The sequence below is a fragment of the Atopobium fossor DSM 15642 genome, assembly GCF_000483125.1.
GTDB lineage: Bacteria > Actinomycetota > Coriobacteriia > Coriobacteriales > Atopobiaceae > Atopobium > Atopobium fossor.
On record NZ_AXXR01000003.1, the window covers coordinates 42,795 to 58,087 of the forward strand.

The 15,293-nt window shown below is 45.1% G+C and carries 14 protein-coding genes; 2 read left to right on the forward strand and 12 right to left on the reverse strand.

Going from position 1 to position 15,293, the window contains the following annotated elements:
- Nucleotides 1-38: 38 nt before the first annotated feature.
- The 12 genes from G469_RS0100195 to G469_RS0100250 form a co-directional block, all read right to left on the reverse strand.
- Nucleotides 39-1,436, reverse strand: coding sequence for a PTS galactitol transporter subunit IIC (locus G469_RS0100195; protein WP_028263329.1), 1,398 nt, complete (start codon nucleotides 1,434-1,436; stop codon nucleotides 39-41).
- Nucleotides 1,437-1,666: 230 nt separating this feature from the next.
- The gene (rhaD, locus tag G469_RS0100200; RefSeq protein WP_028263330.1) at nucleotides 1,667-2,485 is read right to left on the reverse strand and encodes a rhamnulose-1-phosphate aldolase; all 819 of its coding nucleotides are present in this window, start codon (nucleotides 2,483-2,485) and stop codon (nucleotides 1,667-1,669) included.
- A 35-nt stretch (nucleotides 2,486-2,520) separates the two neighbouring features.
- Entirely contained in the window at nucleotides 2,521-3,057 is a 537-nt protein-coding gene (locus G469_RS0100205; RefSeq protein ID WP_028263331.1) for a hypothetical protein, read from the reverse strand.
- Between the two features lie 32 nt (nucleotides 3,058-3,089).
- The gene (locus tag G469_RS0100210; protein ID WP_028263332.1) at nucleotides 3,090-3,383 is read right to left on the reverse strand and encodes a PTS sugar transporter subunit IIB; all 294 of its coding nucleotides are present in this window, start codon (nucleotides 3,381-3,383) and stop codon (nucleotides 3,090-3,092) included.
- Nucleotides 3,384-3,464: 81 nt separating this feature from the next.
- Nucleotides 3,465-5,165 carry a dihydroxyacetone kinase family protein gene (locus G469_RS0100215; RefSeq protein ID WP_028263333.1) on the reverse strand — a complete coding sequence of 567 codons (1,701 nt, stop codon included), beginning with the start codon at nucleotides 5,163-5,165 and terminating at the stop codon, nucleotides 3,465-3,467.
- A gap of 17 nt (nucleotides 5,166-5,182) precedes the next feature.
- Nucleotides 5,183-5,827 (reverse strand): dihydroxyacetone kinase subunit L, encoded by a 645-nt coding sequence (locus tag G469_RS0100220; protein WP_028263334.1) that lies wholly within the window; start codon nucleotides 5,825-5,827, stop codon nucleotides 5,183-5,185.
- A gap of 21 nt (nucleotides 5,828-5,848) precedes the next feature.
- Nucleotides 5,849-6,841 (reverse strand): dihydroxyacetone kinase subunit DhaK, encoded by a 993-nt coding sequence (locus G469_RS0100225; protein ID WP_028263335.1) that lies wholly within the window; start codon nucleotides 6,839-6,841, stop codon nucleotides 5,849-5,851.
- A gap of 186 nt (nucleotides 6,842-7,027) precedes the next feature.
- Nucleotides 7,028-7,768, reverse strand: coding sequence for a GntR family transcriptional regulator (locus G469_RS0100230; RefSeq protein WP_028263336.1), 741 nt, complete (start codon nucleotides 7,766-7,768; stop codon nucleotides 7,028-7,030).
- Nucleotides 7,769-7,792: 24 nt separating this feature from the next.
- A complete protein-coding gene (locus G469_RS0100235; protein ID WP_051353649.1) occupies nucleotides 7,793-8,413 on the reverse strand; it encodes a hypothetical protein in 621 nt (206 codons plus the stop codon).
- Nucleotides 8,414-8,480: 67 nt separating this feature from the next.
- Nucleotides 8,481-10,940 carry a phenylalanine--tRNA ligase subunit beta gene (gene pheT, locus G469_RS0100240; protein WP_028263338.1) on the reverse strand — a complete coding sequence of 820 codons (2,460 nt, stop codon included), beginning with the start codon at nucleotides 10,938-10,940 and terminating at the stop codon, nucleotides 8,481-8,483.
- Nucleotides 10,941-10,958: 18 nt separating this feature from the next.
- Nucleotides 10,959-12,026 (reverse strand): phenylalanine--tRNA ligase subunit alpha, encoded by a 1,068-nt coding sequence (gene pheS, locus G469_RS0100245; protein ID WP_028263339.1) that lies wholly within the window; start codon nucleotides 12,024-12,026, stop codon nucleotides 10,959-10,961.
- Between the two features lie 330 nt (nucleotides 12,027-12,356).
- Nucleotides 12,357-13,172 (reverse strand): HAD-IIB family hydrolase, encoded by an 816-nt coding sequence (locus G469_RS0100250; protein WP_028263340.1) that lies wholly within the window; start codon nucleotides 13,170-13,172, stop codon nucleotides 12,357-12,359.
- A 77-nt stretch (nucleotides 13,173-13,249) separates the two neighbouring features.
- Here G469_RS0100250 and G469_RS0100255 point away from each other — a divergent pair, with 77 nt between their 5' ends.
- Both G469_RS0100255 and G469_RS0100260 read left to right on the forward strand, forming a co-directional pair.
- Nucleotides 13,250-14,779 carry a carboxypeptidase M32 gene (locus tag G469_RS0100255; RefSeq protein WP_028263341.1) on the forward strand — a complete coding sequence of 510 codons (1,530 nt, stop codon included), beginning with the start codon at nucleotides 13,250-13,252 and terminating at the stop codon, nucleotides 14,777-14,779.
- 30 nt (nucleotides 14,780-14,809) lie between these two features.
- Nucleotides 14,810-15,280: a pyridoxamine 5'-phosphate oxidase family protein gene (locus G469_RS0100260; RefSeq protein ID WP_028263342.1), complete on the forward strand. Its 471-nt coding sequence runs from the start codon at nucleotides 14,810-14,812 to the stop codon at nucleotides 15,278-15,280.
- The last annotated feature ends 13 nt before the right edge of the window (nucleotides 15,281-15,293 follow it).

A 15,293-nucleotide genomic window follows, 5' to 3' on the forward strand; every position in this document is an offset into this window, starting at 1 on the left:
TGGAGAGATTACACTAGAGACTCTACAATTATTTAAAACTAACCATTGAGTTCTTTCTTAATTTCAACATTACGCGCTGACATTTCCTTCATCAGCCATACAAAGCCTACAAGCCAAATAATCAAAACAATAATTCCTACTGGCTTGAGAGAAAGACCATTTGCAATTGCCCAACGGAAGTCAGGGCACTCGAGCGTAGACCAAGTAATAGAGGGATTGGATCCCATATTAGCAAGTGCATCTGGAGAGTACTGCTGCGCAAGCTGAGTGCATGCGGGAGCAAATGAAGAAGCAACGAGCAGATACACAGGAGTCGTAATAAGACCAAGAATAAACATCTTTACAAGGTTGCCGGAAGCAATGAAGAGAGCAGGGACAGCAACACAGATGTTAACGATACCGGCAAATGGCAAAACGGTATTTCCAGCTGGCGCAAGCGCTACAGCCAAAATAATCTCAAATGGAATCAAAAGGATGGTAAGAACCCAAAGCTCATTAGAGCCAGCAACAATAGGCCAGTCAAGACCAATGTAAAGCTCACGCCCGTCATTAAACTTATTCTTCATCCAATCGCCAACAGCATCAGAAATTGGAGACAAAGCCTGCATAAAGAGTTTGGAAACCATCGGGAAAAGTTGCATTGCAGTAGCAGCCTGAATACCAAGAGTAAGTGCAGCCTGAAGTTCGTCATAAGCAACGAAACCAAGTACGATACCAATCAAAAGACCCATTACAGCATTCTCACCAAAGATACCGAGCTTATTACGAAGCCACTTAGCATCGTAATTTTGATTCTCAATTGCAGGAATCTTCTCGAGAAGCTTCTCAAAAGGAAGCATGAAAACTGCAGTAAAGGTCATGGAGTGAGGAACCGTTACACCAGGAATACCAGTGAGTTTCTCAACAGTGGGAGCCCAAGCATCACCAATCTTAAGACCAATAATTGCCATAAGGCCTGCGCCAACAAATGCTAGAACCATAGATACCACAGGAGTCATGCCAGCAGATGTGCATGCAAAGTTAATAAGAACAGCAGTAAGCAGAAGGTTCCAAACATTCCAAAGATCAACATTAAGAGTATTGGTTTTATTGGTAACCAACATGATGATGTTAATCACAATAAGCAGAGGGAAGCAAAGAACGCCAAAGGGCCAAGCCCATGCAATTGCAGACATTGCTGGCCAACCAGTATCAATAGAAGTCAACACAATACCAGTTTTTGTAGCAAGACCTTCTGCAGCAGGCTGAATTGCACCAGTCATAAAACCGGTAAGAACATTCATGCCCGTAAAAGCTACACCAAGAGTAAGTGCAGCGATAAAAGCATCTCCTGGCTTCATCTTAACCGCAAGACCAAGAATAAACATAATCAGTGGAACGAAGACTGCGGCTCCGAACCCAAGGATGTAATTAACAACGTTTAGCAAAACATCCATTGAGAACTCCCTTCAAAGACATTGGATACTGTTTGGCGTGCTCTCTCCTGCACGTGGTGCTGGCACTTCACCATGTACACGATATTAATACACATAAAGAAATAAAACTCTATAAATATTCGTAATAAAGAATTATTTTGACTTAATACTTTAAACGAATGAATTTTAATAATACTTATATTAAATCTTTGGAGTGAATAGAATATATTCACTCCAAAGATTTTAGGGGGCTAAACGTTTAAATAACCCTCACGAGGGGTAATTCCCCACTGATTGGCAAGCTCCATCAACTCAGCATCATTGATGCCACCGTTAAACTTTCCGGTACGAATAACTTCAAGGTACACACCGCAAAGCTTATCAACAGACTCCAGCAATCCAAAAGCATCATGTAAAGACTTGCCTGCTGAAAATACGCCGTGGTATTGCCAGATTACAAACTTGCGGTCTTTCATCTTTTCCAATGTCAAATCAGCAATATGCTGTGTGCCACAGGCACAATATGGAACCATACCAATACCTTCTGGGAACATAAAAAGTGCCTCTGGAATCAAGCGCCAAAGTGCAAGCGTAAAATCACGTTCATCTGTAGGACCTACGTGTGTCATTGTCAAAACATTTGTTGCATGATTATGCATTACTACGCGCTGCTCGGGATCAATTGCAAGACGGGCTGCATGTGTAGCAATATGTGCAGGAAACTCAGATGTAGGTTTATTGCCATGTTCGAGTCCAAAGGCAATCTCGTAATAGTCTCCATTTTCGGGAATATATACGATTCCAATCAAGTCATCAGGATTATCGCGAAGCTCACGGAAATACGATCCACTAGAGGTTGTAAGAATATACTTGCCACGAACAGCATCAGGTATTTGAAGCTCAACTTTACGTCCAGAGCCAATGGTGTAATTGAGTGATGTTGCTTCTTTCTCGGTCAGAATATAAGTAATATTACCTCCGTTAGCTTCATCCCAATTCTTGTCCCACATTAAGTAAGCAAGTTCTTGAGCTTCCTTTACCGCACCAATCTCTTTCCAGTCAGTCGCCATTTTCTCTCCTTAGCTGTAGCAACGGATTGAAACTATTACTCTGATTCATTTGTCTGCAATATTTCTTGCCGACGAATAAAATCAGCGTTTTCCTTCTCTCGATATTCTTCGACCGTTAAGCCACTCTTAGCTGCGACTTTTTCATACTCGCGGACAAGGGCTTCTTCATAGTCAATGCCCTTTTTTATGGAAAGTCGTTTTGCACGCTTTTCACGACGCTGGCGCTGTCGCTCATCACGCATTGCAGCCATGATTTCGTTGCGCTGTTCAGCAGTCATGCCATCTTTGCCAAAACCAAAACGCTGCCTATACTCAGCAACCTGCATGTTATAGTCATGCAAAATATAATCTTTACCGTATCGTTCAACAAAAATACCGATAACTAATGCTCCTATACCCAAAAGAATATTTGAAGTAAAGAAACTAGCAATTAACAGTAAGGCTTCTACGACAATAAAAATTAACCAACCAGCTTTTGAAATATTAAATTTATTATCAGGCGCTGCATGTAAGTCTTCCCAGCGCTTTTTAGAAGCCTTTCCTGGAACGATATTTTTCTTACGCTTAGACAACTGTGGTCTTCCAAATTCAATAAAACCGGAGTTTAGCGCTTATTAACTTCATCAATAGCCGCAAGAAGCTTTTTCAGCTCTGCATCTTGGCCCATTCCCGTTAAGAAGCAAACGCCGTTAAATACAGGAATACCCCAGTCTGTATCTTCCTTAACAATAGAGATGTAAATATCAGCGTTCTTGATGTAGTGCTTAAGTGATTTGATATCAACTGCCTCGCATTCTGCATCTGCACCCTCAGCCTTGAGAAGGCGTTGAACCTTTGATGCAACAGTCTGAGATGTTGCAACACCGGAACCACAAGCAACAATGATACGAGCCGTCATAATAAAAATCCTTTCTCGACATTACGTCAGAACCCATGGCCTAATGTGGCCGATTACATCTAATAGCTTAATATGTTTTTATCATTCAGGTAATACTGATTTGATACACAAAGCCATAGAAGTTGCACCGGCATCTGGAGTACCTAAACTACGTTCAGCAGCAGGGCGAGCACGTCCAACCTTTGGAACCAGATTTGCAGTTGCCCGTGCAGACTCATCTGCAACAGTAGATGCAATAGTCCATGCATCTTTAATATCCATGCCCTTATTAGCGGATATCGCAAGTGATTCACCAAATGGAATGAGTACATCTAGCATGGTTTTATCACCACGCTTTGCGCCACCCAATGAAAGCATTTTTTCATAGGCTGCCCTTACGGCATCAGCAACCATCTTGGTGGTATATTCATCTGCAGTATCACCGATTACAGCACCTGCCGCCTGAAGAGCACTCCCCCACAATACACCAGATGTTCCACCAGCTTTTGCAGCCCAAGCTTTACCAGCTTCCTTTAAAACAGAACCTGCTGCGGCACCTTTAGAACGCGCAGTTTTAGCGGCTTCATATGCAAAAGAAGAGCCTTTAACCATGCCACGACCATGATCGCCATCACCAGCAATACCATCAATTTTTGCAAGTTCAGACTCCGCGCCTGCAATAACATCAGCCATACGGCTAAAAGCATCTACTAGATAATCAGCAACTACATTAGATGCTTCAGAACCTAGCTCAAAAGTTTCAACTACTTCGGACTGCTCTGCATAAACCTTACGTTCACCCGCTGCCATAGAACTTGCTCCTTTGCGGAAAGAAGCAGTATCGGCAGGAGCACTCCAATAAGTTTCTAACTCATCATCCAAGTACTCAACAGAAAGCGCAATGCCTTCCATATCAAGGGAAGTTACATACTCGCCAACTAAGGGCTCTACTAAGGTATATCCTCTTTCTTCAAGAAGTTGGTAAACTGTACCCCATACAACAAAAAGTTCTTCATACTTAGTTGACCCAAGACCATCAAGAATGACAGCTATACGTTTGGTGTCGTCTGCAGGAGCTTCAGCGAGAACACGCTCAACTAAAATTTGAGCAACTTCTGCAGCAGACTTAAGATTATCTTCACCAACGCCAGGTTCACCATGAATACCCTGGCCAACTTCCATCTTGCCAGACGGAACATGGAACAATGGCTCACCTGCACCAGGAAGTGTGCAGCCACGAAAGCCCATAGACATAGTACGCGTACGGTCATTTGCTTTGGTTGTAATACGAACTAAATCATCGAAAGAAACACCTGCAGCTGCAGCTGCACCAGCAGCTTTAAAGACCATAAAAGTGCCTACATTACCACGGCGTTTTTCAACTTCTTCAGGGGCAGCAGAAGCTACATCATCAGTAATATAAAAAGAGCGAGCATCAACACCTTCTTCAATGAGCGTATCACGCGCCATATTAAAGTTCATTTTATCGCCGGCATAATTACCACCAACAATAAACAAGCCACTACCCTGCTCAACAGAACGTGCTACACCCAAAACATCATCAGTAGAAGGAGATGTAAACACATTTCCAACAACTGTTGCATCCATAAAGCCATCGCCAATAATTCCGCAAAATGCTGGATAGTGTCCTGACCCACCACCATTGATAACAGCGATTTTGCCTTCAGGCATTTTTGTTGCACGCGCAACGCCGCCAGGAACTTCAACTACATAATCAGGATAAGCTGCCACATATCCATGAAGCATATCCTCACGAAAATTTTTCGGATCATTAAAAAGCATATATCTGCTCCTTAATCTTATTTAGAGAAGTAATTTTTCATGCCAGCATATACGTACTGTCCCGCAAGGGCACCTTGGTCAATAACGCCTTTGGCCTTTGCAGCATGTACCGCTGCTTTACCATACTTAGGAAGCATATCTTTGGTTGCCTCACAACCTTCAGACGCACCAGTTACTAAAGCATCTACTAGCTCAGTAAAGCTTGCCTCTGCATTATTCTCTAAAAATGCAGTTGCTTTCTTTGCAGCAGCATCTACAGAGTCAAAAATAGTTCTATCACCTAACTCGCACTTTCCACGTTTCTGAATACCAGCAGCAAATGCAGTTGCAAACGTTACAAGATCTGCTGGAGCGAGTTCGGTCTGCCCTTTGAGATTTTTACCAGCTTCCATTACACCAGACGCCATGAGTGTTCCCATAGTTGATGGAACGAGATTTTGCATTTTCATAGCGCCTTTAAAAAGCATCTTTCCTAAATCGTTTTCTGATGCAAAGTCACGCAAAAATCCTGGAAGGGCGCTATAACCTTTGCTCATAGTTAAACCAAGGTCACCATCACCCATAGCTGCATCCATCTCACAAAGTTCATCTTTTTTCTCAACAAAAAGATTACCAACAGACTCAAAAAGATCTGCTACATCCGCAAGAGATAGTGTATCCACTACAATCACTCCTTACTAAAGTTACTTTTGGCAAATAAAAGGAGTGTGTACAGGATAATCAAAATAACCTTTAAGCTCTTCGTCTACCTTACAGATAGAGATAGAAGCACCCATCATTTCCATTGAGGTTGCAAACTCACCAGTCCAAGAGCGATAAATGTTTACCCCCTTGGCTTCAAGCTGCTTACGAACGGAATTATTGAGAATATAAAGTTCTTCAATACTTGTGGCTCCGAGACCGTTAATAAGAACAGCAACTTCATCGCCTTCGTTTAGAGACATATCCTTAAGAATCTCATCCACGGACTCTGCAGCTAACTCATCAGCAGTTTTAATTGGACCATTCCAGACACCAGGCTCACCATGAATACCCATACCAAAGGCCATTTCATCTTCACTGAGATTAAAATTCGAATGTCCAACTTCAGGAACAATGCAAGGTGTCAGCGCAAAGCCAACTGTACGCACATTATCTCCGGCCTTTTTAGCTGCAGCAGCAACCTCTTCTAAGGTTCCCATTTGATCAGCTTTTGCACCGGCAGCTTTATACATAAAATAAATACCAGCTACACCACGACGAGCTTCAGGATTATCATTGGACAGCACATCATCAGCTCCAACTAGAGAAATAGATGCAATATCATCCATTTCTAGCATTTCGGCTGCCATATCAAAATTCATGATGTCGCCCGTATAATTACCATACAGATAAAGAATGCCTGCACCGGCTTCAACCTCTTTTGAAATATTATAAATTTGCTCAGCAGAGGGAGATTGGAATACTCCACCAACACCGCAACCATCAATAAGACCTTCACCAACATAACCAAGAAAAAGAGGAAGATGTCCGGTTCCACCGCCGGTAATAATTGCAACCTTACCATCTTTTTTAACTGCATTGCAGTAGCAACGAAGATCATCAGCAGCACATTTAACCATATCAGGATGAGCTGCATAGATGCCTTGAAGCATCTCGTCTACGTAATTCTCTGGCTTATTGATAATCTTTTTCATACCTGCATCCCTTCAAAAAATCGAACACAAGTGACTTGGTTTATATTATACTGCGTGCACATAAAAAGCAGACATGCGACCTTAAACACCGCGCATGTCTGCTATTTGGTAGCAATATTTTTATATTTTTATTAACGCAATTAAACTAAGAATAATTTAAATAACCCTATACAGAATATTATTACCCTAATCGTTGCGACTTGTCTGAGAACTAATTACACAACGGTTTGCAGGCAACCAAACACTACCCCACTCAAAAGGAGAACCATTTTCTAGGCGAACCAGTTGATCTAGGTTAAGCACAGGCGCATGTTCATCACAACGCAACCATTCAGAACGCTTTTTACCAGCCGTGCGAGCACTATAAATCATCTCTGACTTGCCAATGCCATGACCGCTCAAACGCTCCACCGCTTCAAACAGACCTTCCTCATTAAAATCCACATCCGCTAAACCAGGAAGCAACTTCAAGTTAAGATGGCTCTCAATAAACATAACTGGCTCACCAAATACTTCTCGCACACGAGCCAGATATAAATAGGAGTCCCCACGGCCAATGCCCAAAGCCTCAGCGCAAGCTTTGCCTGCGGGAAGTATGCTTTTCTCGACAACGGTAGTTTGATACGGAATGCCCTGTTCGTTCATGGACTCCGCAAAGGAAAGAAGCGAGTTGGAAGAGGGACGAGCCATAACTGGCTGAGTTACATAGGTACCACGACCACGCTGCTGGACAAGAAGACCTTCATCCACCAATGCGCGGATACCTTTTTGTACAGTACCACGCGATAGGTCAAGCATGTCCATGAGCTCATGCTCAGACGGAATGCGGTCATCAACACCCCATTCCTTGGAGTATATTTTTTCACGCACAAAGTCAGAAACCTGCACGTACAAAAGCGAATCAGACGATTTTTCGAATTGCGCCATGTTTCCCCTTACGTAACAAGCATGCTATGAACTGCTCGTATTATACTGTGTTGCTCCATCTAATAAGTTTGAAATTATAATATTATGAGCCGCTTGCGCGGTTGTTTCAAAAAACTCAGTGCTCAGCAGCCGATAACTTGGGCTTGGCATAGCAGGCGTGTTAGTGTCTACTATGCGTTGCGCCGCATCGATTGCTGCTGTTACATCGGGCTTATCGATAGGATACTGCGAAAAGCTATGGGCTGCACGAATCAGTGTAGGTGTAAGTTTTGGCACCATAGATATGGATAAACTCTTTCCGTAGTCATCAAAATCAGACTGTTTGAGCACACGCACGCCATCGCCTGGTTTATAACCTGCAGCAAGCGCAACCTTACGAGCAGCCAGATTATAGCTATGATCACACACTAAATGTGCCCAAGCACCAAGTGCTAAATCACGCTCTGGCGAAGGTCCATCGGCTAACAGGGGTACCACATACAAATCCCAAAACTCGTTATAGCAAGGTGTAGGCATAAACTCATCTACCGCCACATGCGTACGACAATAGCTCAGCGTTTTGGTAAGCGGCTGCACCATGTAGCCCACATAAATATCTGGTACAAGGTTACCAAACAAAAAACAATTAGCGCTGGCAATACCCAAAGTGCACGGCTCTTTCTCCTGAAAGAGCCGCTCAACATGAGCAATATGTACATTCCAGCTAGGCAAACTAACCGCGCAACTCGGCACCCAAGCCTCGCTTGAGTTTCTCGATAAGTTTGGAATGTGCAGCCTCTACCTCACTGGAACTCAGGGTGTGATCCACAGCGCGATATACCAAAGAAACCGTCATGGACTTCTTACCAGCAGCAATCAGCAAAGGATCACGATATATATCAAACAGGCGTGCCTCGGCCAACAACTTGCCACCCGCAGAAGTCACACGCTGCATGAGCGTTTCTGCCGTAACATCCTCATTTACGAGCAAGGCAATATCCATAGTGACACCAGGCAATGTGGGTACTTCCTGATACGGCAGTTCACGTACGGCCTGCGAAAGCAAAACATCTTGAGCAAGTTCAAAGGCAACTACGTCTGCGTCAATACCAAAGTGAGCAAGAGATGTGGGATGTACATTACCAATCCAGCCTAACAAATCCTTGCCTGCAAAAATCTGAGCACTACGACCAGGCTGTAGCCAAGAATAACGCTGAGAATCTGCAGGAACAAAGCGAACTTTCTGGATGCGCAAAGACTTAAGCAACTGCTCTACAATACCTTTGGCATCAAAGAAGTCATAGATCTTTGGTTTGACATTCCAGCTAGGCAAGCTATTCTCGCCACACAAAACACCTGCTACAAAAGAAGGTTCTGCAGGCTGGCTGGCATCTGCGCTCCCAAAGAAGCAGCGGCCAATCTCATACAAGGCAACGTTTGCAACGCCATGATCCAAGTTATAAGCCACCGAGCGCAAAAGACCAGGAAGCATAGAGCGACGCATTTCTGACTGATCTGCCACTAAAGGATTGAGAAGAACAACGGGCAAGCCCCTATCCTCTTTTGGCATATTAAGCAACTCAAGATCACGATGATCTGCAAAACAATATGTGCTTGTCTCATTCAAACCACAGGCACGCAGGGTTGCACCTATCTGACGTACACGAACCTGATCTGTAGTAAGACCACCATGATGGTTACGCGCCGCAGGAAGTGTGGGTTCTACACGGTCCATACCCCACAAACGCAGCACCTCTTCCACCAGATCTGCTTCACGCGTAAGATCAGGACGGTTGGAAGGCACGATGATATTCCAGGGTTCAGAATTTGTATCCACTTTGCAGCCCAGGCGTGTAAGAAACGTTTCCATCTTGGCATTTGTGATGGGCGCACCACATAAAGCACGAACACGATCAGGGCGTAAAGAAATACTTACAGGCTCAAATGGCTCGCACACACAATCGACCACGCCGGAGCAAACCTCAGCATCACAGCACTGCTCAAACAAAGCTGCTGCAATATTGGCAGCGTCTACGCAACCAGTTGGATCAACCTTACGCTCGTAACGAATGGAAGCCTCACTCATAAGATCCAAGTTACGACTAGTACGAGAAATATGGCCCGCATTAAAGACAGCACTTTCCAAGAGTACATCTACCGTATTGCTGGTTACCTCGGAATCTAGACCGCCCATAACTCCAGCAAGCGCAAGGGGGGTTTGACCGTTGTCTGTAATAACAGCCATATCAGATGTGAGGGTACGCTCTTGTTCATCCAGTGTTGTAAGTTTTTCACCCTCGTGAGCAGCACGCACAACAATATGACGCTTACCGTCTGCCTGTACAGTAACTTTATCAAGGTCAAAGGCATGTAAAGGTTGACCGGTCAAATACATAACATAATTAGTTATATCTACCACATTATTAATGGTGCGTGCACCAGCAGCCATAACACGACGAGCCAGCCACTCAGGACTGGGACCAATTTTAACGTTGCGAACAACACGAGCTGCATAGCGAGGACAAAGCTTAGAATCTACCACTTCTACCGAAACAAGATCAGAAGCTTGCGGGCCCTTCTCGTCTGTAATGGTGGGATTATCAAAATGGACGTCCTTGTTATATATGGCACCAACTTCAACCGCAATACCACGCATAGATAAGCAATCGGGACGATTAGGCGTTATTTCTGCATCGATAATAACGTCGGATAGACCCAAATACTGAGCAATAGGCATACCTACAGGAGCATCGGCAGGCAAAATAGCAATACCGTTAGACTCTGCCGCTAGGCCCAGCTCACGCAAAGAACAATTCATGCCGTACGAATCTACACCACGGAGCTTGGACTTTTTAATCTTTATGCCACCAGGAAGCTCGGCACCAATCATGGCAACAATAATGTGGTCACCCTCATTAAAGTTTTGAGCACCGCAAACAATTTGCAGAGGAGCAGGGAGGCCATGCTCATCTACATTAAGATTGCCTACGTTAATTTGAGTGAGCCACATGTGATCAGAGTTGGGATGGGCAGTCTTAGACACAACCCGACCAGTTACTACATGATCTAAATTTGCACCGGTTTTCTCGACCGTTTCCACTTCGGTACCAGTACGAACAAATTCACGACAAAGGTCATCAGGATTTTCTGGAAGCTCAACCATAGACTTGAGCCACTCATATGAAATGCGCATTGATGAAATGCCTTTCTCTTAGAACTGACGGAGGAAACGCATGTCACCAGTTACCAGCATGCGCAGATCGGGTAAGTCATAGCGAAGCGCAGCTACGCGCTCGGCACCAATACCAAAGGCAAAGCCCGAGTACTTCTCGGGATTTATTCCCACATAATTAAAGACATTAGGGTCAACCATACCGCAACCCAAAATCTCTAGCCAACCAGTGTTCTTGCAAAAACGGCAACCTTTACCATGGCAAATATTGCAAGATACATCTACCTCACAGGAAGGCTCCGTAAAGGGGAAGAAATGAGGACGATAGCGCGTAGCACGATCCTTACCAAACATCTCACGACAGAAGTAATCAAGGGTCCCCTTCAAGTCACCAAAGGTGATGCCTTCATCTACCACTAAACCTTCAATCTGCGTAAACTGAGGTAAATGGTTGGCGTCTGCTGTATCGGGACGAAATACCGTACCAGGGCAAATCATGTAAATAGGAGGCTTTTGCTCCTCCATGGTGTGCACCTGCACGCCAGAAGTTTGCGTACGCAGCAAAATGTCAGACTCGCCACGCACATGATTATGCTTGTTATGGTCTGTGCGATCTTGAACATAAAACGTGTCGCGCGCAGAACGAGAAGGATGATCTTCTGGTGCATTGAGCGCAGTGAAATTGTAATACGTAGTCTCTACATAGGGACCATCCTGTACGGTATAGCCTAAACCAGCAAAGATTTGCTCAATCTCTTCTACAATCTGAGAAATGAGATGTTGGGTACCCACGGAAAGTTGTGTTCCAGGAAGGGTTACATCCACCGTATCTGCTGCAATACGAGCCTCCAAAGCTGCTGCTTGGAGTTGCTTTTTAAACGATTCAAGTGAGGCCTCAAACTGTGCACGCACCTCATTGGCCTGCTTACCAATACGAGGACGTTCTTGAGGATCTACGCTGCCCATGGAACGCAACACACCTGCAAGCGTACCTTTCTTACCCATAGTTGCCACGCGGACTTTTTCTAAATCCTCTAACGTTTTTGCAGCAGCAAGCTGCTCGTTTGCCTGCTCAGCAATAAGTTTAAGGTCGTCAACTAGTGACATTTACCTTCCCCTTCCAATAAAAACCGCCCCTGAGCATAGTGCCCAAGGACGGGAAATTACCGCGGTACCACCTTGATTGACGCACACGTTTTCTCTCGCACACGCCCACTTAATTATCCTTGTTTCGTAAGGAGAACGGCTCCCCTACTAAGAAGTCTGGCGTAGGAGCACAAAACTTCCGTTAAGGTCACAGCTGATAGAGTGAACGCACTTCTCTATCCATGTGGGCGTTTCTCAGCCAGCGGTCATACCGCCAAACACCCTCTCTGTCCACGGATAACACGAGAAGATACCCTCTCCGTCATAGCCATTGGCTTACCTTAGCACAAACTAGCGAGTAAAGGGCCACTCGCCACAAGCTATCGCACGAATATCATCTGCTACTGCATCATCATCTACGCTACCAGTATGCCAGCGTGCAGCCGCTGCAGCTTGTTCCATAGCACCAGCAACAGCAACAGAATTTGGAACGTGAGCCAACATGGGTACATCATTGCCGCCATCACCAAAAACTACCACGTCATCCAAGGTAATGCCCAGATGATGCGCAAGAGCATCAATACCAGAAGCCTTGTTACGGCCCTCCACCATCACATTAAGAAACGCAGGATTGGGCACATCAAAGTCTAGGCCACTCACGCGCTCATTCAGGCGCTGGCACAACGTAACTGTGGCATCCATATCACCGTTAAGAAATACATTGCATTTAGTCATAGCATCTGTGGATGGAATGGTTTTCTCGATAATTGCGGTTTTGGCATATTCTGGAAATGACACCATCAAATCTGCTGTATCTCCACACAGTACATGGGGCACACCGTCCATAAACACCAACACACCTGCACCGCAAACATCAGATAGCTCGTCTACCAGAGGCTGCAAGAGTTGACGCGTAAAGCGAGTCTCCACCAGTGCTTGGCCATCCAGATAGACACTTTGACCATTGGTGCCAATAGCCGTTGCATAGGCTGTAGCATCATCACAAAACAATGGCGCCAGCCACTCTACGCCACGACCAGTGCAAGGACCAAAACGTATACCAGCATCTAAGGCTGTATGAATAGCATCCAACATATTTGCCGACACATGTTTTTGCCCATACGGCAAAATGGTCCCATCAATGTCCGACAAAATGAGCTTAATCATGCCGCTCTCCCATCCGCAAAGTTTACGAAGCGTTACACTTAATTTTATATAATCACTCCCTACCAAAAAGGAGCAGTATGGCTACCAATCCCAATCAACTTACTGCCGATCTTGCCGAGCTTGATCGCATAGAAAAACACCTGTTTGCCCATAATTATGCAACGAGCGGTATTTATTTTAGCGGAGCTACAACCGATCCTGCCAAAGGTGCAGCTGGTCGAGGTGAAGCACTTGCAATTTTAGACGAAGAATACCACGAACTATTGTGTTCTAAAGAAACTGGAGAACTTCTCGATCGCCTCACAGCTGCCGAGAAAAACGGTGAGCTCGATGATTTTCGTGCTGCCGAGGTACGCGTTTTGGCACGCGACCGTTCCCGCGAAGCAGATATTCCTGCGCAGATGGCAAGTGACTACACGCGCCTACGCGTTGAATCTGGCGATGCATGGCACAAGGCTAAGCCTGCTGGGGACTGGGACAGCTTTGCTCCCTATCTTGATCAAGTTGTAAGTTATATGCGCCAAATTGCCCAGCTCAAAGATGCTACTCGTGACCCTTATGATGTCTGGCTGGATGAATTTGAGCCCGGCACTTCTCGTGAGTTTTATAACAATTTCTTTGATGCTGTTAAGGCTACAGTTGTTCCCCTTGTAAACGATATCGTAAAGAATGGCTATCAGCCCAGTCGTAGCTGTGTAGAAGGCACCTTTGATGCCAAAAAGCAGTGGGATTTGGGTATTGAGCTTTGTAAGATTGAGGGCTTGGATATGGATGCTTTGGTATGTGCCCATACCGAGCACCCATTTACAGACTCTCTGACCTCCAACCATGTCTTTATTGCTTCGCATGTGTATGAGCATGATGTTTTATCCAATATCTTCTCGATGTTGCACGAGGGAGGTCATGCCATATACGAGCAGGGAGTCAATTCCGCATATGACTACACCTGCCTTAAGGGTGGCACCTCCATGGGAATCCACGAAGCTCAATCTCGTTTCTACGAGAACCTTGTTGGCCGTAGTGAAGCTTTTGCTCCCGTGCTACTTGACCTGCTTAAAAAATACTTCCCTGAGCATATGGCAAATGTTACCGCCCAAGAGCTCTATCTTGCCGAAAATCGCGCTGAGCCTTCTCTTATCCGCACTGAAGCAGACGAGCTTACCTATCCTTTGCACATTTTGATTCGTTACGAATTGGAGCAGCTGTTGTTTGCTGGCGAGGCCAAAGCAGCAGATATTCCTTCACTGTGGGCTCAAAAGTACAAGGAGTACTTGGGTGTAGATGTTCCTAACCACACAGTGGGTGCATTGCAAGATATGCATTGGTCTGACGGCTCTATTGGCTACTTCCCCACTTATGCTTTGGGCAGTGCTTACGGATCTCAGTTTGCTGCCAAGATGATTGAAGAAGGCATGGACCTTAATGGCATTATTGGCTCAGGCAAACTTGCTCCCTTAAGTGACTGGCTGGGGAGCCGCATCTGGACCTATGGCCGCGGTAAAGACCCCATTGATTTGATTAAGGGTGCCGTTGGCGCAGATTTTGATCCCAGCTTCTACACCAAGTACTTAGAAGAGAAGTTCAGCAAGATTTACAAGCTTGCCTAGCTTACTCATATACCTAGTAAAGGAGCTTCCATGTCCGTACCCAAAAGAAAACTTCCCAACGATGAGGCTTGGCGCATTTTAAATGACTGTAAATGGGGCACGCTTTCGTTAGTTTTACCTGATGGTACGCCCTATGCTACACCTGTAAATGCCGTGCTGGATGATAATGACCACAGTCTTTGGTTCCATTGCCGCCGTGGTGGTACGCGCGCAAAGGCTCTAGCCAAAAATCCCAGCGTTTGCTATGTGGCTGTTCACAACGTGGAAATCCCCGAAGAGAAATACATAACCTGGTATGAAAGTGCCATGATATTTGGCACCGCTGAGTTTGTAACTGATGAGTCAACCCTACGCAAACGCCTCGCGTGGATGAGCCGCAAAATTGCTCCCGAGTGGGAAATGAAACGACTCGACGCAGTAATTGATACGTACATTCGCGCTGTTCAGTTTGTAAAGATTACACCTACAAGCTGGTCTGCTAAGCAAAATCATGATGACTAATAGAGGAAACTAG

Excerpts from the sequence above, each read along its gene's own strand:
- G469_RS0100195 (WP_028263329.1), bottom strand. The coding sequence starts at position 1,436 with ATGGATGTTTTGCTAAACGTTGTTAATTACATCCTTGGGTTCGGAGCC.
- rhaD (WP_028263330.1), bottom strand. The coding sequence starts at position 2,485 with ATGGCGACTGACTGGAAAGAGATTGGTGCGGTAAAGGAAGCTCAAGAA.
- G469_RS0100210 (WP_028263332.1), bottom strand. The coding sequence starts at position 3,383 with ATGACGGCTCGTATCATTGTTGCTTGTGGTTCCGGTGTTGCAACATCT.
- G469_RS0100215 (WP_028263333.1), bottom strand. The coding sequence starts at position 5,165 with ATGCTTTTTAATGATCCGAAAAATTTTCGTGAGGATATGCTTCATGGA.
- G469_RS0100225 (WP_028263335.1), bottom strand. The coding sequence starts at position 6,841 with ATGAAAAAGATTATCAATAAGCCAGAGAATTACGTAGACGAGATGCTT.
- G469_RS0100230 (WP_028263336.1), bottom strand. The coding sequence starts at position 7,768 with ATGGCGCAATTCGAAAAATCGTCTGATTCGCTTTTGTACGTGCAGGTT.
- pheT (WP_028263338.1), bottom strand. The coding sequence starts at position 10,940 with ATGCGCATTTCATATGAGTGGCTCAAGTCTATGGTTGAGCTTCCAGAA.
- pheS (WP_028263339.1), bottom strand. The coding sequence starts at position 12,026 with ATGTCACTAGTTGACGACCTTAAACTTATTGCTGAGCAGGCAAACGAG.
- G469_RS0100250 (WP_028263340.1), bottom strand. The coding sequence starts at position 13,172 with ATGATTAAGCTCATTTTGTCGGACATTGATGGGACCATTTTGCCGTAT.
- G469_RS0100255 (WP_028263341.1), top strand. The coding sequence starts at position 13,250 with ATGGCTACCAATCCCAATCAACTTACTGCCGATCTTGCCGAGCTTGAT.
- G469_RS0100260 (WP_028263342.1), top strand. The coding sequence starts at position 14,810 with ATGTCCGTACCCAAAAGAAAACTTCCCAACGATGAGGCTTGGCGCATT.